At 63.1% G+C, this 19,231-nt stretch carries 18 protein-coding genes; 8 read left to right on the top strand and 10 right to left on the bottom strand.

What is annotated here, in order from left to right; genetic code table 11:
- Positions 1-54: 54 nt before the first annotated feature.
- Positions 55-876 (bottom strand): endonuclease/exonuclease/phosphatase family protein, encoded by an 822-nt coding sequence (locus tag ACX3P1_RS01830; RefSeq protein ID WP_459077811.1) that lies wholly within the window; start codon positions 874-876, stop codon positions 55-57.
- Between the two features lie 225 nt (positions 877-1,101).
- Between ACX3P1_RS01830 and ACX3P1_RS01835 the strand changes: the two genes are divergently transcribed.
- Complete coding sequence (locus ACX3P1_RS01835) at positions 1,102-3,453, top strand: cation:proton antiporter domain-containing protein (protein ID WP_459077812.1); 2,352 nt, start codon at positions 1,102-1,104, stop codon at positions 3,451-3,453.
- A 23-nt stretch (positions 3,454-3,476) separates the two neighbouring features.
- Here the strand turns inward: ACX3P1_RS01835 and hemA are convergent, their stop codons facing one another.
- Complete coding sequence (hemA, locus tag ACX3P1_RS01840; RefSeq protein WP_459077813.1) at positions 3,477-4,754, bottom strand: 5-aminolevulinate synthase; 1,278 nt, start codon at positions 4,752-4,754, stop codon at positions 3,477-3,479.
- 253 nt (positions 4,755-5,007) lie between these two features.
- Between hemA and galE the strand changes: the two genes are divergently transcribed.
- Together galE and ACX3P1_RS01850 are read left to right on the top strand one after the other, a co-directional pair.
- Positions 5,008-6,015 carry a UDP-glucose 4-epimerase GalE gene (gene galE, locus ACX3P1_RS01845; RefSeq protein ID WP_459077814.1) on the top strand — a complete coding sequence of 336 codons (1,008 nt, stop codon included), beginning with the start codon at positions 5,008-5,010 and terminating at the stop codon, positions 6,013-6,015.
- Between the two features lie 111 nt (positions 6,016-6,126).
- A complete protein-coding gene (locus ACX3P1_RS01850; protein WP_459077815.1) occupies positions 6,127-7,377 on the top strand; it encodes a D-amino acid dehydrogenase in 1,251 nt (416 codons plus the stop codon).
- Between the two features lie 112 nt (positions 7,378-7,489).
- Here ACX3P1_RS01850 and ACX3P1_RS01855 read toward each other — a convergent pair whose 3' ends face one another.
- Entirely contained in the window at positions 7,490-8,476 is a 987-nt protein-coding gene (locus tag ACX3P1_RS01855) for a Gfo/Idh/MocA family protein (RefSeq protein ID WP_459077816.1), read from the bottom strand.
- Positions 8,477-8,603: 127 nt separating this feature from the next.
- Between ACX3P1_RS01855 and ACX3P1_RS01860 the strand changes: the two genes are divergently transcribed.
- The gene (locus tag ACX3P1_RS01860; protein ID WP_459077817.1) at positions 8,604-9,599 is read left to right on the top strand and encodes an aldo/keto reductase; all 996 of its coding nucleotides are present in this window, start codon (positions 8,604-8,606) and stop codon (positions 9,597-9,599) included.
- A gap of 17 nt (positions 9,600-9,616) precedes the next feature.
- Here ACX3P1_RS01860 and pheT read toward each other — a convergent pair whose 3' ends face one another.
- The 6 genes from pheT to infC form a co-directional block, all read right to left on the bottom strand.
- Positions 9,617-12,025, bottom strand: coding sequence for a phenylalanine--tRNA ligase subunit beta (pheT, locus tag ACX3P1_RS01865; protein ID WP_459077818.1), 2,409 nt, complete (start codon positions 12,023-12,025; stop codon positions 9,617-9,619).
- Positions 12,026-12,040: 15 nt separating this feature from the next.
- Positions 12,041-13,138, bottom strand: a complete 1,098-nt coding sequence (gene pheS, locus ACX3P1_RS01870) for a phenylalanine--tRNA ligase subunit alpha (RefSeq protein ID WP_459077819.1) — start codon at positions 13,136-13,138, stop codon at positions 12,041-12,043.
- Between the two features lie 151 nt (positions 13,139-13,289).
- Positions 13,290-13,688 carry a 50S ribosomal protein L20 gene (rplT, locus tag ACX3P1_RS01875; protein WP_459077820.1) on the bottom strand — a complete coding sequence of 133 codons (399 nt, stop codon included), beginning with the start codon at positions 13,686-13,688 and terminating at the stop codon, positions 13,290-13,292.
- Between the two features lie 33 nt (positions 13,689-13,721).
- Complete coding sequence (gene rpmI / locus ACX3P1_RS01880; protein WP_459077821.1) at positions 13,722-13,931, bottom strand: 50S ribosomal protein L35; 210 nt, start codon at positions 13,929-13,931, stop codon at positions 13,722-13,724.
- A gap of 179 nt (positions 13,932-14,110) precedes the next feature.
- Positions 14,111-14,737: a methyltransferase family protein gene (locus ACX3P1_RS01885; RefSeq protein WP_459077822.1), complete on the bottom strand. Its 627-nt coding sequence runs from the start codon at positions 14,735-14,737 to the stop codon at positions 14,111-14,113.
- A 106-nt stretch (positions 14,738-14,843) separates the two neighbouring features.
- The gene (gene infC / locus ACX3P1_RS01890; protein ID WP_459077921.1) at positions 14,844-15,380 is read right to left on the bottom strand and encodes a translation initiation factor IF-3; all 537 of its coding nucleotides are present in this window, start codon (positions 15,378-15,380) and stop codon (positions 14,844-14,846) included.
- A gap of 214 nt (positions 15,381-15,594) precedes the next feature.
- Between infC and ACX3P1_RS01895 the strand changes: the two genes are divergently transcribed.
- The 4 genes from ACX3P1_RS01895 (at position 15,595) to ACX3P1_RS01910 (ending at position 18,977) form a co-directional block, all read left to right on the top strand.
- Complete coding sequence (locus ACX3P1_RS01895) at positions 15,595-16,389, top strand: alpha/beta hydrolase (RefSeq protein ID WP_459077823.1); 795 nt, start codon at positions 15,595-15,597, stop codon at positions 16,387-16,389.
- A 1-nt stretch (position 16,390) separates the two neighbouring features.
- The gene (locus ACX3P1_RS01900; protein ID WP_459077824.1) at positions 16,391-17,533 is read left to right on the top strand and encodes a benzoate/H(+) symporter BenE family transporter; all 1,143 of its coding nucleotides are present in this window, start codon (positions 16,391-16,393) and stop codon (positions 17,531-17,533) included.
- A gap of 115 nt (positions 17,534-17,648) precedes the next feature.
- The gene (locus ACX3P1_RS01905; protein WP_459077825.1) at positions 17,649-18,119 is read left to right on the top strand and encodes a DUF2852 domain-containing protein; all 471 of its coding nucleotides are present in this window, start codon (positions 17,649-17,651) and stop codon (positions 18,117-18,119) included.
- A 99-nt stretch (positions 18,120-18,218) separates the two neighbouring features.
- The gene (locus tag ACX3P1_RS01910) at positions 18,219-18,977 is read left to right on the top strand and encodes a M48 family metallopeptidase (protein ID WP_459077826.1); all 759 of its coding nucleotides are present in this window, start codon (positions 18,219-18,221) and stop codon (positions 18,975-18,977) included.
- A gap of 9 nt (positions 18,978-18,986) precedes the next feature.
- On the opposite strand, the gene ACX3P1_RS01915 is transcribed toward ACX3P1_RS01910, so the two are convergent.
- Positions 18,987-19,205, bottom strand: coding sequence for a hypothetical protein (locus tag ACX3P1_RS01915; protein ID WP_459077827.1), 219 nt, complete (start codon positions 19,203-19,205; stop codon positions 18,987-18,989).
- Positions 19,206-19,231 lie beyond the last annotated feature (26 nt).

Genomic DNA, 19,231 nt, shown 5'->3' on the forward strand with positions numbered 1-19,231 from the left:
AGCATGTGTTTTGCACATTCAGGTTGGGCGCATTCAGGCTGCAGCAAGAACTGTTCAGGCGCGGTCTGGTTGCGTGGCCGCCTGCCTTATGCCGTCGAGGTTCAGCCGCGCCTTGATCGGCAAATGGTCGGATGCGAGGCGGGCGAGAGCCGATTGATGAACCTCGATGCGGGTGATGAGGCTGGCTGGCCGGGCCAGGATTCGATCCAGCGCCAAAAGCGGAAAGCGCGATGGAAAGCTCGGCAACACCGCGTGGACCGGGCCGAAATGCGGCAGCAGCGCCAGCAGCGACGAGCGGTTGCGCACGCGCCATTCGTTGAGGTCGCCAAGCAGGATGGTAGGCCGCAGCACCGACTGCGTCGCCTCGACCAGCGCGCTTGCCTGCTGCGAGCGTGAGCGCCGCAACAGGCCGAAATGCGCCGCCACGACGCGCAACGCGACGCCCTTCAGCTCCAGATCGACGATGATGGCGCCGCGGGGCTCGAATCCCGGCAGCCTGACCTGGCGCACGTCCTGTACGATGCCGCGGCGCGCCAGGATGAGATTTCCGTGCCAGCCGTGGCTGCCATGGTGCTCAGGCGTATGCGTGGGGACGAGATCGGTATCGCGTTGCAGCGCGTTCAGGTCGAGCAGGCCCAGCCGCGCGCCGGTCCGCTCGTCGACCTCCTGCAGCGCGACAATGTCGGCGTCGAGTTCGCCGAGGACACGGGCGATACGGGCCGGATCGAATTTTCCGTCGGTGCCGACGCATTTGTGGACGTTATAGGAAGCAATCGTCGTGCAGGCCGCGTCGCTTTCGAAATCGATGAAGCCCGGCGCTTTCCGGCGAAACGCGCTGGCAAGGGAATGGGGAAGGGTCTGCGAACGATCGGGCATACGGTCAGGTTTTGCTCGGGAAGGAGATTGGCTGGTATGCCGGGCGCCATCTTCAACGGACATGGGGGACAACGGTTCCGAAATTTGGCCGAAGGGACAGCGGACAGACACGGTATACGCCTGCAGCAGGGGGTGATCGGATCATCGGAAAAGAATAGGGTTCAACGCAACGTAAATCCACTTCCAGGCGTTTCAGTCGAAGAATTGCGGGGGATAAGAGGCTCAATGCATCGTGCAGGCAACGGACGGCGGGTCTCTGTTTTCATTTTCGGGTTGGGTTTTGCGCTGTTGCTTTTGGCCGCGGGCCGCGCCTGGGCGGAAAAAGGCGGGGCCGCTGGTTCCAGCCTTTCCGAACCGAGCGAAACCGCCTTCGTCGCCGGTATCGTCCTTCTGCTGGTCGTCGGGCGCGGGCTTGGTGAAATCCTGCAACGCCTGGGACAGCCCGCCGTTATGGGCCAGTTGATCGGCGGCATCGCACTCGGACCGTCCCTGTTCGGCTGGCTGTGGCCTTCGGCGCAGCATTTCGTGTTTTCCAGCGATCCCGTCCAGAAAAGCATGATCGACGCCGTTGCGCAGCTCGGTGTCCTCATGCTTCTGCTTTTGACCGGCATGGAGACCGATCTGAAACTGGTGCGCCGCGTGCGCGCGGCCTGCGTTTCGATTTCGACGACCGGCGTGCTGGTGCCGTTCGCCTGCGGCTTCGCGCTGGCGCAATTCCTGCCCCCGGACCTGCTGCCCGAGCCGGACGAGCGCATCGTCGCCGGGCTTTTCCTCGGCACCGCCCTGTCGATTTCGTCGGTCAAGATCGTCGCCATGGTCGTGCGTGAAATGAACTTCATGCGCCGCGATATCGGCCAGATCATCGTCTCCTCCGCCATCATCGAGGACACGGTCGGCTGGCTGATTATCGCCGTCACCTTCGGCATCGCGACCCATGGCAAGGTCGAGGTGCTGCCGCTGCTCGGCAGTGTGCTCGCGGTGGCGGCGTTCATGGTGTTCAGCTTCACGCTGGGCCGGCGCATCGTCTTCACCCTTATCCGCTGGACCAACGACGTTTTCCGCAGCGAGTATGCGGTGATCACCATGATCCTCATCATCATGGGCGTCATGGCGCTGATCACCGACCTGATCGGCGTTCATACGGTGCTCGGCGCGTTCATCGCCGGCATCCTGGTCGGCGAATCACCGATTCTTTCGGATCACATCGAAAGCCAGTTGCGTGGCATCATCACGGCCCTGTTCATGCCAATCTTCTTCGGCGTGGCCGGCCTGTCGGCGGATCTTACCGTGCTTGTCGACCCGACGCTGGCCCTGCTTACCCTCGGTCTTGTCGTCATCGCCAGCGTCGGCAAATTCAGCGGCGCGTTCATGGGCGGCAAATTTGCCGGCCTGTCCTGGAAGGAAGCAACCGCCATCGGCTGCGGCATGAATGCGCGCGGTTCGACAGAGGTCATCGTCGCCAGCATTGGCCTGTCGATGGGCATCCTGTCGCAGAACCTGTTCACCATGATCGTCACCATGGCCGTGCTCACCACGCTGGCCATGCCGCCGATGCTGCGCTGGGCGTTGGCGCGGCTGCCCATGGGCGAAAAGGAAAAAGAGCGCGTCGAGCGCGAGGAACTCGACCAGCGCGGCTTCGTGTCGAAACTCGAGCGCCTGCTGCTGGCCGCCGACGACAGCGCGATCGGCAAGTTCAGTGCCTATCTGGCGGGTTTGATCGGTGGCGGCAGGGGTACGCCGACAACGTTCCTGCATCTGACCGGCCAGGCGTCGGCCAGCGCGTCCGCCAGGAAGGGGCCGCAAAAGCACATGGACACGATCAGGAAGGGCGCCGAGGCCAGCGCCACAGCGGCCAAGGAAAGCGACGACACGCCGGTCGAGAAGGTTCATCTCAGTGCGCGCAGCGAAGCCGGCGCTACCGGCGAGACGATCAAGGAGGAAGCCCGCAAGGGTTATGACATGCTGCTTATCGGCCTGAACAGCAGCCTGAACCAGAAGGGCGATTTCACCGCGCGAATGAGCGATCTGGCCAGCGGCTTCGACGGCCCGCTCTGCATCGTCATGAAGGGGGCTGGCGCAACCGGCAGGATGCCCGCCCTGCGCGCGGGCGAAACCATTCTCGTGCCCGTCAACGGCACGGACGCCTCACGCCGCGCCGCCGAGCTTGCGCTGGCGGTCGCGCGTCCCAACGGTGCCCGCGTCAAGGCGCTCTATGTATCGCAGGAAGGGACGTCGAGCCGGAAAACGTCGATTTCGCACCAGCATGAGGAAGCCGTCCTCAAGGACATCGTCCAACTGGGCGAGCGCTACGGCGTGTCCGTGCTGACGGCGATGCGAATGCACGGCGGGGCCGGAGAAGCCATCCGCAAGGAAGCGGCAAGAGGCACTGCGCTGATCGTGATGGGCGTTACCCAGCGGCCTGGAGACAAATTGTTCTTCGGGGACACGGCGACCACCGTCTTGCAGAAATGTCGCGGCCCGATCGTGTTGCTTACCACCGGCCGCGTCCAGCGCGACGATGCCGAACAGGAAGCGCGCCGTTCCGCCAACCGGGTCGCGCAGGACGATAAAAAATAGCGGCGAAGCCTGAAAGGGCTGGTTCAGCCGCCAGACTTAGGAACGAGCAGCGGTATGACGCGTTCGCTTTCCGCAACGGCCGGGCGTCCGGCCCCGCCATAGGCAATGCCCAGCACGTCCCACGTCTCGACCAGCGCGCCTTGCAGTTCCAGGATCAGTTCGTCCGAGTGGTAAGGCGTTGGCGTGATACGCAGGCGTTCGGTGCCGCGCGGCACGGTCGGATAGTTGATCGGCTGGATGTAGATGCCGTGTACGCCAAGCAGGCGGTCCGTGGCCATTTTGCAAAGCTCGGGGTCGCCCACCAGGATCGGCACGATATGGGTGGTCGAGGCCATCACCGGCAGACCGGCGGCGGCCAGGATGTGCTTGGTGCGCTCCGCCTGGCGTTGCTGCGCGTCGCGCTCGGTCTGCGAGGTCTTGAGGTGCCGGATGGAGGCTGTCGCCGCGGCTGCGATTGCCGGCGGCAGAGCCGTGGTGAAGATGAAGCCCGGCGCATAGGAGCGCACGGCGTCGATGATGGCGCTGGTGCCGGTGATGTAGCCACCCAACGTGCCGAACGCCTTGGCCAACGTGCCTTCGATGACGTCGATGCGGTCGGCCAGCCCCTCGCGCTCGGTGATGCCGCCGCCGCGCGGCCCGTACATGCCCACGGCATGGACCTCGTCGATATAGGTCAGGGCGTTGTATTTTTCCGCTAGGTCGGCGATTTCTCGGATCGGCGAAATGTCACCGTCCATCGAATAGACGCTCTCGAAAACGATCAGCTTGGCGCGCTCGCGTCCGGCTGCCTGCAGCAGGCTTTCCAGATGCGCGACATCGTTATGGCGGAAGATCTTCTTCTCCGCGCCGGAACGGCGCACGCCCTCGATCATCGAGGCATGGTTCAGTTCGTCGGAAATGACCAGGCAATTGGGCAACAGCCGCGCGATGGTCGAGATCGACGCCTCGTTCGAGATGAAACCGGAGGTGAAGACAAGCCCGGCCTCCTTGCCGTGCAGATCGGCCAGTTCAAGCTCCAGTTCGACCAGCGGATTGCTGGTGCCGGAAATGTTGCGGGTGCCGCCCGCGCCCGAACCCATACGGCCGGCCACGTTCTGGAATGCGGCGATCACGTCGGCGTGCTGCCCCATGCCGAGATAGTCGTTCGAGCACCAGACGGTAATTTCCTGCTCGCGCCCGTTGGCGCGCCAGATGGCGCGCGGGAATTTTCCGACGATGCGCTCGAGGTCGGCGAAGACCCGGTATCGCCGCTCTGCGTGGAGCTGGTCGATGGCATCCTCGAAGAACCGCTGGTAGTTCATGCTTGCGTCCCACATTTTGCGCGGATCATAACCACTGGCTGTTTCCGCGTCCACCGGACCCGTTTGGTCAAAATGCCACGCCTTTTCCTAACCGTGAACAACCACGGTCAAAGGATCTGGTCTTTGTTTTGAAACAATCCAGTCTCAAATAGGTTGTTTGCCGCCGGTCCCTCCGTGGGATTTTAACCGCTTGCGGCGGACAGTGCACCAATCCTAAAGTCCAAGCTGTTTCCAGCGTAACAGAGGGTATCGCATGACGGTTCTGGTAACGGGGGGTGCCGGCTATATCGGCAGCCACATGGTCTGGGAGTTGCTGGATGCCGGCGAAAGCGTCGTTGTCCTCGACCGGCTGTCGACCGGCTTCGAATGGGCGGTGGCCCCCGAGGCCAAGCTTGTCGTTGGCGACGTGGCGGACAAGGAACTGGTCGGCCAGATCATTCGCGATCATGGCGTCGACGCCATCATCCACTTCGCCGGCTCCATCGTGGTGCCGGAATCGGTCGCCGATCCGCTCGCCTACTACGAGAACAACACCTGCAAGACACGCGCGCTGATCGAGACGGCGGTGCGCGAAGGCGTGGCCAACTTCATTTTTTCCTCGACCGCTGCCGTCTATGGCGGGGCCGGGCTGGAGCCGGTTCGCGAAGACGCGCAACTTTCCCCGGAATCGCCCTATGGCCTGTCCAAGCTGATGAGCGAATGGATGCTGCGCGATGCGGCGGCCGCGCACGGTCTTCGCTATACGGCGCTGCGCTATTTCAATGTCGCCGGCGCCGATCCGAAAGGCCGCACCGGTCAATCGACGCCAGGCGCTACCCATCTCATCAAGGTCGCCTGCGAAACAGCCCTTGGAAAACGCGCCTCGATGCAGGTGTTCGGCACCGATTATCCGACACCCGACGGCACCTGCATCCGCGACTACATCCATGTCAGCGATCTGGCGGCGGCCCACCGGCTGGCCTTGCAGCGGCTGCGCGCCGGGGGCGCGAGCATGATCGCCAATTGCGGCTATAGCCACGGCTATTCGGTGATCGAGGTGATCGACAGCGTGCGCCGCGTCTTCGGTCACGACTTTCCGGTCGTCATGGGTGTCCGCCGTGCCGGCGACGCCGCCGCCGTCGTCGCCAATTCCGATCGCGCCCGCAGCGAACTTGGCTGGGTGCCTAAGCACGACGACCTGACCCGGATCGTGACGGACGCGCTGGCGTGGGAGCGTATCCTGACGGCCAAGAATTCTTCGCGCGCGGCTGACTGGCCCTAAAGCTGGATGGGTTTGAGGGGTCGAAGCGCTGTTGCGTAAGCGCTATGGAGGCAGCTTCGACGCACGGCGTGTCGAGTCGTCGGCGCCACTCCGGCGGGCAGGGGATGTAGCATGAAGATACTCGTTTTGGGTGCCGGCGTGGTCGGCACGGCTGCCGCCTTCTATCTGGCGAAAGACGGCCATGAAGTCACCGTCGTCGAACGGCACGCCATGGCTGCGCGCGGCACCAGCTATTCCAATGCGGGGCTGGTTTCGCCGGGAGACGCCACCGCATGGGCCTCGCCGGCGGCGCTGAAGACTTTCGTACGCGGCATTTTCAATCATGAGCTCGGCGTCAAGGTCAGGCTTTTGTCCGATCCGTATCTCCTCGCCTGGAGCCTGCGCTTCCTGCGCCAATGCACGTCGGGCCGCGTCCGCGCCAATACCAACGTCAAGCTGCGCATGGCGCTTTATTCGCGCGAATGCATCAACGCGCTCTCAACCGAAACCGGCATCGCCTACGACGAACGCAAGAAGGGCATCGTCTATTTTTTCCGCACGCAACAGTCCTTTGATGCGGGTGCGCAAAGTTACCTGTACCTGGGCGAGCGCGGGCTGGACGTCCAGGTCGTCGACCGCGACCGGCTGGTTCAACTGGAGCCCGGCCTGGCCGCCTCCAGGGCCGACATTGCCGGCGGCGTCTATTCGTCGATGGACCAGACCGGCGATTCGCGGCAACTGGTCGAGGCGCTTGCCGCCTATGCGGTGGAAAAGCTCGGCGTAAAATTTCTGTACGACACCACGGTCGAAAGCCTCGACATCGAGGGCGACAGGGTGCGGTCCGTGATGACCTCCGCCGGCCCACTGAGCGGCGATGCCGTGGTTCTCGCGATGGGGCCTGAAAGCGGCCCGTTTGGCCGCCGCTACGGCATTGACCTGCCGATCTATCCGGTCAAGGGCTATACGGCGACGGTGACGCTGGAAGACGAAAGCAAAGGCCCGACCATGGGCGGCGTCGACGAGGATCGGTACGTCGCCTATTCGCGGCTGGGAAATCGGCTGCGGATCGGCTCGACGGCCGAACTCACCGGTTTCGACCGCAGCTTCAAGCCGCGCGACTTCGCCTCCCTGTTCAGGGCGGGGCACGAGCTTTTCCCCGGCGCGTTCGATGAGAAAAAGGCCGAGCTTTGGGCGGGTTTGCGGCCGATGATGCCCAATTCCGTTCCGGTGCTGGGGCAGGCGCGCTTCAAGAACCTCTATCTCGATACCGGCCACGGCCATCTTGGCTGGACCCTAGCCTGCGGTTCCGGGAAATTCCTGGCCGATCTGGTTGCCGGGCGCAAGCCGGAGATCGATCCGCAGGGACTGCTCTATCAAGCATAGACTGCGCGCTAAAGCACGTCGCGATCTTTCAGATTCGCTTGCCGTGCTTTAGGTCTTTGTTTTTTCGCATGTCTTTGCCCCGAAACCGGTTTCCACTTTCGGGAGACATGCTTTACACCGCCTCCCAGCCGTCCTTTTCGCCGGCGCGGTAAATGGCGTCTATGACCTTCTGGTTGAGCACGGACTCTTCCAGCGTGAAGACGCGGTCCTTGCCGCCCATTGCAGCCCGCGCGAATGCTTCGAACTGCAGCCGGTATTGCGACGCACCGGGAAAGCGGAAGACTTGCGCTTCCGTATGCTTCTGGTCGTGCAGTTCGATGCGGGCATGGTCGTAAAGCCCGGCATTGAAGGGCGACGCCACCTCGATGAAACCCCGGTCGCCGTGGAACACCATCGATTGCCGCAACGCCATCTGCGTCGAGACATAGAAGGAAAGCTCGAAATCGCCGAAATCGGCGCGCACCGAGGAATTGATGTCGGTGCCGAAGGTCTTGTCGCGCTCGATCGTGGCCTGGACGCGCAGCGGCTCCTTGCCCGTGGCGAAGCGTGTCGAAACGGTTGGATAAACGCCGATATCGGGCAAGGCGCCGCCGCCGAGTTCGAGCTTGTTGCGCATATTGTCCGGATCGACATTGTAGTAGCAAAACGCGCCCTGCACGTGGCGCAGGCGTCCGATGGCGCCATCGGCGATCAGCTCGCGCAGCTTGATCCATTGCGGATGATAGGTGACCATGAAGGCTTCGCAGACCAGCAGCTTCTTCGCGTCGCGCAGCTTGATCAGCGGCAGAATATCCGAGGCTGACAGCGCCAGCGGCTTTTCCACCAGCACATGCTTGCCGGCTTCCATGGCCTTGGCCGCCCATTCGACATGCTGCGCGGTCGGCAGCGGGATATAGACGCCGTCCACCTCAGGCGAGGCCAGAAGTTCCTCATAGGAGCCGAAGGCATGGCGTGCACCAAAACGCTGGCCAAGCGCCTGCGCCTTGCCGAGATCGCGGCTGGCAATGGCGGCGAGCACGCCATTCTCGGTATCGACCAGAGCCGGGATAAGATGATCGCGCGCGATCTTGGCGGTCGACAAAACACCCCAGCGAAACATCCGGCTTTCTCCCTGCATCGTGATGGCGCGAAGCTTTGCCCTAAAAGGCGGATTATGCCAAGGTCGCATCGGGCAGGCCGTGCACCGCACCGGCAACGACATTGCCCAATTCCAAAAAGGAAACACCATGAAAGAGCGCAAGCTTGGAACCGAACTGTCCCTCTTTCCCGTCGGGCTTGGCTGCATGGGGATGAGCCACGCCTATGGCGGGCAGGAGGAAAGCGAGGCGATCCGTACCCTGCACCGCGCCGTCGAACTCGGCGTGAATTTCTTCGACACGGCGGAGGTCTATGGCCCCCTCACCAACGAGATTCTGGTCGGAAAGGCGTTGCGCCCGCTGCGCGACAAGGTGAACATCGCCACCAAATTCGGCTTCAACGTCATTGAGACGCCGGAAGGGCCGAAGACATTGCCCGGCCTGAACAGCAAGCCCGGCCATGCACGCGCTGTTGCCGAAGCGTCGCTGAAGCGGCTCGGCATCGAGGTGATCGACCTGTTCTACCAGCACCGGCCCGATCCCGAGATTCCCATCGAGGAGACGGTCGGCGAAATGGCCGAGCTGGTGCGCGAAGGCAAGGTACGCGCGCTTGGTCTGTCAGAGGTTGGCGTCGCCACGCTGCGCAAGGCGCATGCGGTGCATCCGATTGCAGCATTACAGAGCGAATATTCGCTATGGACGCGCGACCCGGAGGACGGCGTGCTGGAAACCTGCCGCGAACTCGGCATCGGCTTCGTGCCGTTCAGCCCGCTCGGGCGCGGTTTTCTCGCGGGCGCGATCCGCTCTGCGGATCAACTCGGCGAAGGCGATTTCCGCCGTGGCCTGCCGCGTTTCGAGGCGGAAAACATCGAGAAGAACCTTGCCGCCGTCGCCCGGCTGGAGAAGCTTGCATCGGAAAAGAATGCCAGCGCCGCGCAACTGGCGCTGGCCTGGGTGCTGCATCAGGGCGATTTCATCGTGCCGATCCCCGGTTCGCGCAAAATCGCCAATCTGGAGCAGAACGTGGCCGCTGCCGGAATTTCACTGAACGCGGCGGAACTGGCCGAAATCGGCGGCCTGATCACGCCGGACCAGATCGCCGGCTCGCGTTATGGCGCAGCCATGATGGCACAGACGAACCGGTAAATGTTGGTGCTGCGGGTTTAGCCCCGCAGCACGCCGCCGGTCTGTTTTTGCACGTTGTCGACGATGCGCTTGGCCAGCGCCTCGAAATCCTCGTCGGTCAGCGTCTTTTCGACCGGCTGGATCGACACTTCGATGGCGACGGACTTCTTGTCCGCGCCAAGCGAAGCGCCCTCGAACACGTCGAAGACGTTGACGCCGTTGATCAGCTTCCTGTCGGCGGCAAGCGCTGCCTTGGTCAGCGTACCGGCCTCGATCTCCTTGCCGACGACGAAGGCGAAATCGCGCTTCACCGCCTGGAAGGCGGAAAGTTCCAGTCTCGGCTTGGTCCGCGTCGGCTTGGCCTTCGGCTCCGGCACGGCATCGACGAACACCTCGAAGCCGCAGAGCGGGCCGGAAACGTCCAGCCCTTCCAGCGTCTTCGGATGGAATTCGCCAAAATGCCCGAGCACGACTTTCGGGCCGAGCTTGATCACGCCGGAACGGCCCGGATGATACCATCCAGGGGCGCCGGTCTCGATCTGCAGTCGGTCCACTGGCGCGCCGCAGGCCTCCAGTGCTGCCAGCGCATCCGACTTGGCGTCGAACACGCCGACAGGTTGCGCATTGCCGGACCAGTTGCGGCCAGAGCCTTCAAGCCTGGCGGTGCCGCGCCGCACGCCCGCCGCGACGCGGCGCTGGTTTTCGGGCGTATCGCCTTCATAGGTGCCCGACACTTCGAACAGCGCCACGTCGCCGATGCCCTTGTCGGCATTGCGCTGGGCGGCGGCGATCAGTCCCGGCAGCAGCGAGGGCCGCATGTCGGACATGTCGGCGGCAATCGGGTTGGCAAGTTTCAGCGCGCTCTGACCCCCGCCGAACAGTTCGGCGTGCTTGGCCGGGATGAACGACCAGGTGATGGCCTCCATCATGCCGCGAACGGCAAGCGCCCGGCGCGCCGCGCGGGTGCGGATTTGCAGCACCGTCAGGATCTTGCCGTTGACGGCGTCGTGGCTGGCCAGCGGCGCAGGCAGGATGGCATCCACACCGTGGATGCGCATCACCTCCTCGACCAGATCGGCCTTGCCGTCGACATCGGGCCGCCACGAAGGCACAGCCACGTCGACCACTTCGCCTGACCCTTTCGGCTGGAAGCCGAGGCCGGAAAGAATGTCGAGGCTGGTCGCAGCCGGCACGTCGAGGCCGGTCAGCCGCTTCACTTCCGCCAGCTGGAACGAGACGATTTTCGGCGTATGGCCGGCATAGCCGACGATTTCTTTCTCGCTTGGCTCGCCGCCGCACAAGTCGAGCACCAGTTTGGTTGCCAGTTCCAGTCCCGGCACCATGAATTCCGGATCGACGCCGCGCTCGAAGCGGTAGCGCGCATCGGTGATGATGCCGAGCGAACGGCCGGTGCGGGCGGTGGCGATCGGGTCCCACAGCGCGGATTCGATCAACACGTCGGTGGTGTTTTCGTCGCAACCCGAATGCTCGCCGCCCATAATTCCGGCGACGGATTCGACGCTATTTTCATCGGCGATGACGCACATTTCAGGCGTTAGCGTGTATTCGCGGCCGTCCAGCGCCAGCACCTTCTCGCCGTCGCGCGCGCGACGAATGGTCAGGTTTCCGGCAACCTTCTTCGCATCGAAGACATGCAGCGGCCGGCCGCGGTCGAAGGTGACGTAGTTGGTGATATCGACCAGCGCGCTGATAGGGCGCAGGCCGATGGCGATCAGCCGCTGCTGCATCCATTTCGGCGACGGGCCGTTCTTGACGCCACGCACAAGCCGCAGCGCGAAGCCGGGACAAAGCTCGGGCGCTTCGATCACCACCTTGACCGGGCATTCGCCCTGGCCGGCAATCGGCTCGACCGGTGCCGTCTTGAGCGTGCCCAGCCCCGAAGCCGCCAGGTCGCGGGCGATGCCGTGGACGCCCGTTGCATCGGGATGGTTCGGCGTCAGATTAATGTCGATGACCGGATCGTCGAGATGCGCGTACGCGGCATAGCTCGCGCCGACAGGTGCGTCCGCGGGCAGATCGATGATGCCGTCATGCTCGTCGGAAAGCTCAAGCTCGCGCTCCGAGCACATCATGCCGTGGCTTTCCACGCCCCTGATCTTGCCGATGGAAAGGGTGACGTCGATGCCGGGAACATAGGTTCCGGGTGCTGCGAACGCGCCGATCAGGCCGGCCCGCGCATTGGGCGCACCGCATACCACCTGCACCGGCGGGCGGCCGTCGCCGGTATCGACGGTCAGCACCCTGAGCCGATCCGCATCGGGATGCTGCACCGCCGTCAGCACCTTGGCGATGAGGAAGGGTTTCAGGCTGGCCTTGTCGTCGACGGATTCGACTTCGAGCCCGATCGAGGTCAGCCGCGCGACGATTTCGTCCAGCGAAGCGTCGGTTTCAAGGTGATCCTTGAGCCAGGAGAGCGTGAATTTCATTTTCTTTCTCCTGCCTTACGAACTCAACCCGCCGAACAGCGTCGGCATGTCGAGCGGGCGGAAACCGTAATGCGACAGCCAGCGCACGTCGGCGTCGAAGAACGCGCGCAGATCCGGCATGCCGTATTTCAGCATCGCGATGCGGTCGATGCCCATGCCCCAGGCAAAGCCCTGATACTCGTCGGGATTGAGCCCGCCGGCGCGCAGCACGTTGGGATGCACCATGCCGCAGCCCAAAATTTCCATCCAGTCGGAGCCTTCCCCGAAGCGCACTTCGCCCGGCCGTGAGCGGTCGCACTGGATGTCGACCTCAAGGCTGGGCTCGGTGAACGGGAAATAGGATGGCCGGAAGCGCATGTTGACGCTCGGCACTTCGAAGAACGCCTTGCAGAACTCTTCCAGCACCCATTTCATGTTGGCAACGTTGGCGGTTTTGTCCACCACCAGCCCCTCGACCTGATGGAACATCGGCGAGTGGGTGGCGTCCGAATCCTGCCGGTAGGTCTTACCGGGAATGACGATGCGGATCGGTGGTTTTTGCGTTTCCATGGTGCGGATCTGCACCGGTGAGGTGTGGGTGCGCAGCACCTTGCGCTCACCTTTCTCGTCCGGCTGGAAGAAGAAGGTGTCATGCATTTCGCGCGCCGGATGGCCTTCCGGGAAATTCAGCGCGGTGAAATTGTAATGGTCGGTCTCGATGTCCGGGCCTTCGGCAATCGAAAAACCCATGTCGCCGAAGATGGCGGCGATCTCGTCGATGACCTGGCTGATCGGATGGATGCGGCCGCGCTCGGCTGGCGACTGGCGCACCGGCAGCGTCACGTCGACCTTTTCCGCCGCAAGCCGCACCGTGATGGCGACGTCCTTCAGTTCCATCTTGCGCGCGGTCAACGCCTCGGTGACTCTGATTTTCAGGCCGTTGATCGCCGGCCCTTTGATCTGGCGTTCCTCCGGCGTCATCGCGCCCAGCGTCTTCAAAAGCTCGGAGATCGAGCCTTTCTTGCCGAGTGCGGCGACCCGCACAGCCTCGATGGCCGGCTCGTCGCCAGCCGATGCGATCTCTGCCAGCAAAGAGCTTTCCAGAGCTTCAAGATTTCCAACGTTGGCGTCCACGGCTAATTCTCTCGTTCCGGCGACTGGTGCCGTTTTGGTTATAGATTGGAACCAATTTGGTTACATTGGTGACAAAGAAAAACCCGCGCCAGCCGTGCCAGCGCGGGTTCCCCAAATCAAGTATCCAAGAATGCTTGGGAAGCGCTGGTCTTTAAGCGACAGCGCTTTCAAAAGCGTTCGGCGTCGTATCTTTCAAATATTCGAGCGCGACCTTGGCCTTTGCCACCAGTGCTGCAAATGCCTGCGGCTCGTGGATGGCCATGTCGGACAGGACCTTGCGGTCGATCTCGATGCCCGACTTGTTGAGGCCGTCGATGAAGCGGCCATAGGTCAGGCCGTGCTCGCGGGTCGCCGCGTTGATGCGCTGGACCCACAGAGCGCGGAAATTGCGCTTGCGGTTCTTGCGGTCGCGATAGGCGTACTGTAGCGACTTCTCGACCGCCTGCTTGGCGATGCGGATGGTGTTCTTGCGACGACCGTAAAAGCCCTTGGCGGCCTTTAGGACCTTCTTGTGCTTGGCGTGGCCGGTAGTGCCTCTTTTTACGCGCATGTCATGATCTCCTTAATATCGCTCTCAACCGGCTCAGATGCCGCCGCCGTTAGGCAGAAAATTCTTGATGATCTTCTTGGCATCGGGTTCAGCCAGAACCATGGTGCCGCGTGCATCGCGAATGAACTTGTTGGAACGCTTGATCATGCCGTGGCGCTTGCCGGCGGCTGCCGACAGGACTTTCCCGGTACCGGTGATCTTGAACCGCTTTTTAGCGGCTGACTTGGTCTTCATCTTGGGCATTTTGCTTATCCTTATACGGTGGGCGCACGATTACGCCGAAATTGTCTCCAGGCCGACCAAAGCCCGAAAAGCAAATGAAACCGCCACGGCATGCCCTGCCGGGCGGTTTTTTAGGAACGCGGGGTCTATACGGCACAAAGGCGTGGCGTGCAACACCCGTTCCTGCCTGTTGCCGTCTTTCAGAACAGATGAAACAGAACCGGCAAGCGACCCGACGTCTGGGCGGCGTCGATCGTTTCGAACACCGGCATGGCGACCAGGAAGATCAGCCCGTCGAGCAGCGTCTGCAGCAGCAGGCGCGGCTTGAAACTGCCGGTGTCGCCTTCCCGGTAGAGCGAGAGCTTCGGAAAGAAGCGCGGCACCTTGGCCAGATAGGCGCGGTAGTCTTCGCCAAGCGCCACTTTCAGGTATTTTTCCTCGCGAAGGATGACGAAATGAAAGGCCAGCGCGCAAAACACGCCGAAACCGACGGTGGCAAGGATCGACCCCATCTGGGCACCGACGCCCGCGGCAGCGATCGATGAGAACAGATAGAGCGGATTGCGGGTGATGGAGTAGGGCCCGCTGGTGACGACCTCCGCGGACTTGCGCCCACCGATATAGAGCGTCGACCACAAGCGACCAACGATGCCGAGGAAGATCAGCAGCACGCCGACCATTTCGATGGATTCGTGAGCCGGGGTCTCCGGCGCGAAGGCCGACTGGCCAAACAGCAGTGTGGCAACCATGGCCACGATGACCACGGCCAGCACCAGGCGTCGCATGCGCTGGTAGGTGCCGAGCGATTCCTTGGCCTTGTCATCCATTGCGGATCCGATCGTCGGAAGCTTTCGCGGAGCGCCTGGCGACGGCCGCTTGGTTGATAAAAAAACAGGCGCCTCGCCGGCGCCTGTTTTACAGGGATGGGAAGGGTCAGCGCGGTGCCAGGACCATCATCATCTGGCGGCCTTCCAGCTTCGGCTCCGCCTCGACCTTGGCGATGGTGGCGGTTTCTTCGCGCACCTTGTTCAGGAGTTGCATGCCCAACTCCATATGCGCCATCTCGCGGCCTCGGAAACGCAGGGTCAGCTTGACCTTGTCGCCTTCGTCGAAGAAGCGCCGGACCGCCTTCATCTTGGTCTCGTAATCATGATCGTCGATGTTCGGGCGCATCTTGATCTCCTTGATCTCGACGACCTTCTGGTTCTTGCGGGCCTCGGCGGCCTTTTTCTGGCTGGCGTATTTCAGCTTGCCGAGGTCGAGAATCTTGGCGACGGGCGGGTTGGCGTTGGGTGAAATCTCGACGAGGTCGAGCCCAGCCTCTTCGGCGAGCAGCAATGCATCGTTGATGGAGGCTTCGCCCAGATTTTCACCGTCGACGCCGATGAGCTGGACACGGGGAACTCGAATGTCGGTATTGGCGCGCGGCCCGTCCTTGGTAGGCGCGGCGGCTTTGAAAGGTCTGCGAATGGTCGTGGTCTCCTTGGCCGTTTCGTTCAGTGTTTTGAAGTTAAGGAATGCGGACGCGCAAATGTGGTGGGCGCGCGGTCGATGTCAATAGCACAAGCCTAACCGAAAATCACCACTCGCCGATACCTATCTGGGCCAAGAAAGTGACCTGGCCGGGTACTTTTGTCGCGCGCGGGCCTGTGCCAAAAGGACCCGGCACGGAGAAAAAACTGCCATGGCCGCCACGCAAGCCGAGTTTATGGACGTCGACGGATGCAAAATCGCGGTCCGGCATCAACCGGGCGTAGGTCCCGGCCCCGGCGCTGACCCAGCCCCCGGTGTGGTCTGGCTGGGCGGCTACAAGTCCGACATGCTGGGCACCAAGGCCGAAACGCTGGCCGTCTGGGCGCAAGCGCAGGGCCGCGAATATCTGCGGCACGATTATTCCGGCCATGGTGAGTCGGGCGGCGCTTTCGCCGACGGCACCATCTCCCGGTGGCTGGGCGAAAGCCTTGCCGTCTTCCGCCACTTCACCAAAGGTCCGCAGGTTCTGGTCGGCTCGTCCATGGGGGCGTGGATCGCGCTGCGCATGGTGCAGGAATTGCTCAAGTCCGGCGAAGGCCGGATCGCGGGGCTGGTTCTGCTGGCGCCGGCGCCGGATTTTACCAGCGAACTGGTCGAACCGGCTTTGACCGACGCACAAAAGCGCGACCTCGCCGAAAACGGCTATTTCGAGGAACCGTCCGATTATTCCGGCGAGCCATATATCTATACGCGCGCGCTGATCGAGGACGGGCGGGCAAACCGCGTCATGACCGGGCCGATCGATCCGCGCTGCCCCGTCCATATCATGCAGGGCCTGGCCGATCCGGACGTTCCGCCAAGCCATGCGCAAAAGCTGGCGAGCCTGCTCCCTCCCAATGACGTGACCTTTTCGCTCATTCCCGAGGGCGATCACCGTCTTTCGCGGCCGCAGGATCTCGACATGCTGGTGCGCGCGGTCGAGGCCCTGGTGCGACAAGGGGCATAGCATGCGCATTTCCATTCCCGTATCCGCTTTCGTCGCGGCTATCGTCGGCTTCGGCGGTACGCTGGCCATCATCATTGCTGCCGCCGATGCCGTCGGCGCAACGCAGCTTCAGACGGCAAGCTGGGTAACGGCAATCTGCCTCGCCATGGCCATCGAAACGGCATGGTTGTCGTGGCGCACGAAAATGCCGGTCATCACCGCCTGGTCGACGCCGGGCGCGGCCCTGATCGCCGCCAGCACCGGCTTTTCCATGGGCGAGGCTGTGGGTGCCTTTCTCGTTACCGGCGTTCTTCTTGTCGTTACCGGCCTGTTCAAGCCGCTGACGCGGCTGATCGCGAAAATACCGGGGTCGGTGGCGTCCGGCATGCTGGCCGGCATCGTCGTCACCTTCGCCATCGGCGCGGTCAAGACCATTCCCGCCGACCCGTGGCTGATCCTGCCGCTGATTGCGGCGTTCTTTGTCATCCGCCTGTTCAACCCGGCGCTTTCGGTGCTGGTGGTGCTGATCGGCGGTGGCGTGGCGGCCTTCCTGACGGGCCGGGTCGGCGGCCTGCCGACGCCGGAACTGTCGACGCTGACCCTGATTGCGCCGGAGTTCTCCGCGTCTGCGGTCATCGGCCTGGCGATCCCGCTTTACCTCGTCACGATGGCGTCGCAGAACCTGTCGGGCCTCGCCGTGCTCAAGGCGGACGGCTACGATCCGGCACCCGGTCCGCTGATCGGCGTCACCGGCCTTTTCTCGGTGCTGAGCGCGCCTTTCGGGGCATCCACCACCAACCTCGCCGCGATCTCGGCGGCGATCTGCACGGGGCCGGACGTGCATCCGGACCCGGCGCAGCGCTGGAAGACCGGGCCATTCTACGCGCTTGCCTATCTGATCTTCGCGATTTTCGGAGCCTCGCTGGTGGCGATCTTCGCCGTCCTGCCGCAAAGCCTGATCGTGCTGGTGGCGGGCCTGGCGCTGATCGCGTCGCTTTCCAATGCCTTGTCGATAGCGCTCAAGGATGCGGACGAGCGCATGGCCGCGACCATCACCTTTGCGGTCACCGCATCGGGCCTGACGCTGTTCGGCATCGGCTCAGCCTTCTGGGGTCTTGTCGGCGGCCTGCTTGTCCTTCTGCTCGATGGCCTCAAAAAGCGATAGCACTTTCAGGGACTTGTCGGGTTTTGGCGGCCGCTGTCTTGAATCGCCGTTTTTGCGTTCCCATCTCGAATCCAAGCAGCCAGCGTGGCTGCCTCCAATTGAAGGAACGGTAGAAATGAACACTTCTGCATTGATCCGCCCGGCATGGACCCCGGCGACCATTGCGCTGATGGTGGTTGGTTTCATGGTGTTCTGGCCGCTGGGTTTCGCCATGCTCGCCTACATCATCTGGGGCGACCGCCTCGACGGCTTCAAGCGTGACGTGAACCGCGCCACCGACGGCATCTTCGCCGGCTGCCGTCGTGGCTCGGACAAGGCTGCCCGCTGGGGCAATCGCGGCTCGGCCCGCACCGGCAACGTCGCCTTCGACGACTGGCGCGAAAAGGAACTTGAGCGCCTCAACGAGGAACGCCGCAAGCTGGACGAAATGCTCGACCAGTTCGACGAGTACGCCCGCGAACTGCGCCGCGCCAAGGACCAGGACGAGTTCGACCGCTTCATGGCCAACCGCAACAAGCCGACCGCGCCGGCTACCACCCGCAAGCCGAAGGGCGACAAGCCGTCCGAAGGCCTGCTGGACGATTGATCCATCCGGGCCATCCCGGCAAGAGAGACGGCGCCGCACCAAGCGGCGCCGTTTCTTTTTTGTTCTTCTTAAACCCCTCGAATCGCGTATCTTGCGGCCATGTCCTTCGGCTTCTTCCGCACCCTTCAAAAACCTGCGCCGTCGCCTGTCGAAGCGCGCGAACACACGGTCGCGGGGCGCACGCTGCCGTTGCGGATCGTCGAGAACGAGCGCGCGCGCCGGCTCACGCTGCGCATCGACGCCGGTGGGCAGGGCTTGCGCATCACCGTGCCGCCGGGCCTGCGCCGGGGCGAGGTGGAAAAGTTTCTCGACCGGCATCGGGGCTGGCTGGAGCAGCGGCTGGCCAAGGTGCCTGAGCGGCCGCAGGTGCGCCCCGGCATCAAAATCCCGTTCCGGGGTCTGCCCCACCTGATCGTTCACGAACCGGGCAGGCGCGGTATGGTTTCGGTCGGGCACGACGGTTCCGGCCCGTTTCTGGCCGTCCATGGCGACCGCCTGCATCTGCCGCGCCGCGTCGCCGATTTCCTCAAGCGCGAGGCAAAGCGCGAGATCGACGCGCTTGTCGCCCGCCATACCGCAACGGTGGGGAGAAACGCCAAGGCGATCCGTTTTCGCGATACGTCGAGCCGCTGGGGTTCGTGCACCTCGGACGGAACGCTGTCGTTTTCCTGGCGCATCATGATGGCGCCGCCGGCGGTAATCAATTACCTCGTGGCGCATGAGGTGGCGCATCTCAAGGAGATGAACCACGGTCCGGGATTCTGGAAGCTGTGCGGGGAACTCTGCCCGGATACCGAGCGGTGCAAGGCCTGGCTGAAACGCAACGGCAGCGCGTTGCAGGCCATTGCCTTCGAGTGATCTACATATTCAACCGTCGTTTGCGGCACTCAATTCATCCGGCCGCAAAACTTCGTCGTCCCCGCGTGGCCAGGGCAGGAAATTTTCATCGAAGTCGCTACCGGCAAAATAGCCCAGCGCGCGGTGCGCCTCCGCGCCGCTGCAGGAAGCCTTGTCCATGAGCTGCGCGATGACCTGATGGGCCTGCTCGAGCTTCTTCCTGAGTTGGTCGGCGGTTTCTTCAGCCATGGGTGCCTCTTCCTTGTTGAAGGATA

The sequence above is a fragment of the Mesorhizobium sp. A623 genome (assembly GCF_054489405.1).

Excerpts from the sequence above, each read along its gene's own strand:
- ACX3P1_RS01885 (WP_459077822.1), bottom strand. The coding sequence starts at position 14,737 with ATGGATGACAAGGCCAAGGAATCGCTCGGCACCTACCAGCGCATGCGA.
- ACX3P1_RS01850 (WP_459077815.1), top strand. The coding sequence starts at position 6,127 with ATGAAGATACTCGTTTTGGGTGCCGGCGTGGTCGGCACGGCTGCCGCC.
- ACX3P1_RS01835 (WP_459077812.1), top strand. The coding sequence starts at position 1,102 with ATGCATCGTGCAGGCAACGGACGGCGGGTCTCTGTTTTCATTTTCGGG.
- hemA (WP_459077813.1), bottom strand. The coding sequence starts at position 4,754 with ATGAACTACCAGCGGTTCTTCGAGGATGCCATCGACCAGCTCCACGCA.
- ACX3P1_RS01900 (WP_459077824.1), top strand. The coding sequence starts at position 16,391 with ATGCGCATTTCCATTCCCGTATCCGCTTTCGTCGCGGCTATCGTCGGC.
- ACX3P1_RS01905 (WP_459077825.1), top strand. The coding sequence starts at position 17,649 with ATGAACACTTCTGCATTGATCCGCCCGGCATGGACCCCGGCGACCATT.
- galE (WP_459077814.1), top strand. The coding sequence starts at position 5,008 with ATGACGGTTCTGGTAACGGGGGGTGCCGGCTATATCGGCAGCCACATG.
- ACX3P1_RS01830 (WP_459077811.1), bottom strand. The coding sequence starts at position 876 with ATGCCCGATCGTTCGCAGACCCTTCCCCATTCCCTTGCCAGCGCGTTT.
- rpmI (WP_459077821.1), bottom strand. The coding sequence starts at position 13,931 with ATGCCCAAGATGAAGACCAAGTCAGCCGCTAAAAAGCGGTTCAAGATC.
- ACX3P1_RS01855 (WP_459077816.1), bottom strand. The coding sequence starts at position 8,476 with ATGTTTCGCTGGGGTGTTTTGTCGACCGCCAAGATCGCGCGCGATCAT.
- ACX3P1_RS01895 (WP_459077823.1), top strand. The coding sequence starts at position 15,595 with ATGGCCGCCACGCAAGCCGAGTTTATGGACGTCGACGGATGCAAAATC.
- ACX3P1_RS01860 (WP_459077817.1), top strand. The coding sequence starts at position 8,604 with ATGAAAGAGCGCAAGCTTGGAACCGAACTGTCCCTCTTTCCCGTCGGG.
- ACX3P1_RS01915 (WP_459077827.1), bottom strand. The coding sequence starts at position 19,205 with ATGGCTGAAGAAACCGCCGACCAACTCAGGAAGAAGCTCGAGCAGGCC.
- rplT (WP_459077820.1), bottom strand. The coding sequence starts at position 13,688 with ATGCGCGTAAAAAGAGGCACTACCGGCCACGCCAAGCACAAGAAGGTC.
- pheT (WP_459077818.1), bottom strand. The coding sequence starts at position 12,025 with ATGAAATTCACGCTCTCCTGGCTCAAGGATCACCTTGAAACCGACGCT.
- ACX3P1_RS01910 (WP_459077826.1), top strand. The coding sequence starts at position 18,219 with ATGTCCTTCGGCTTCTTCCGCACCCTTCAAAAACCTGCGCCGTCGCCT.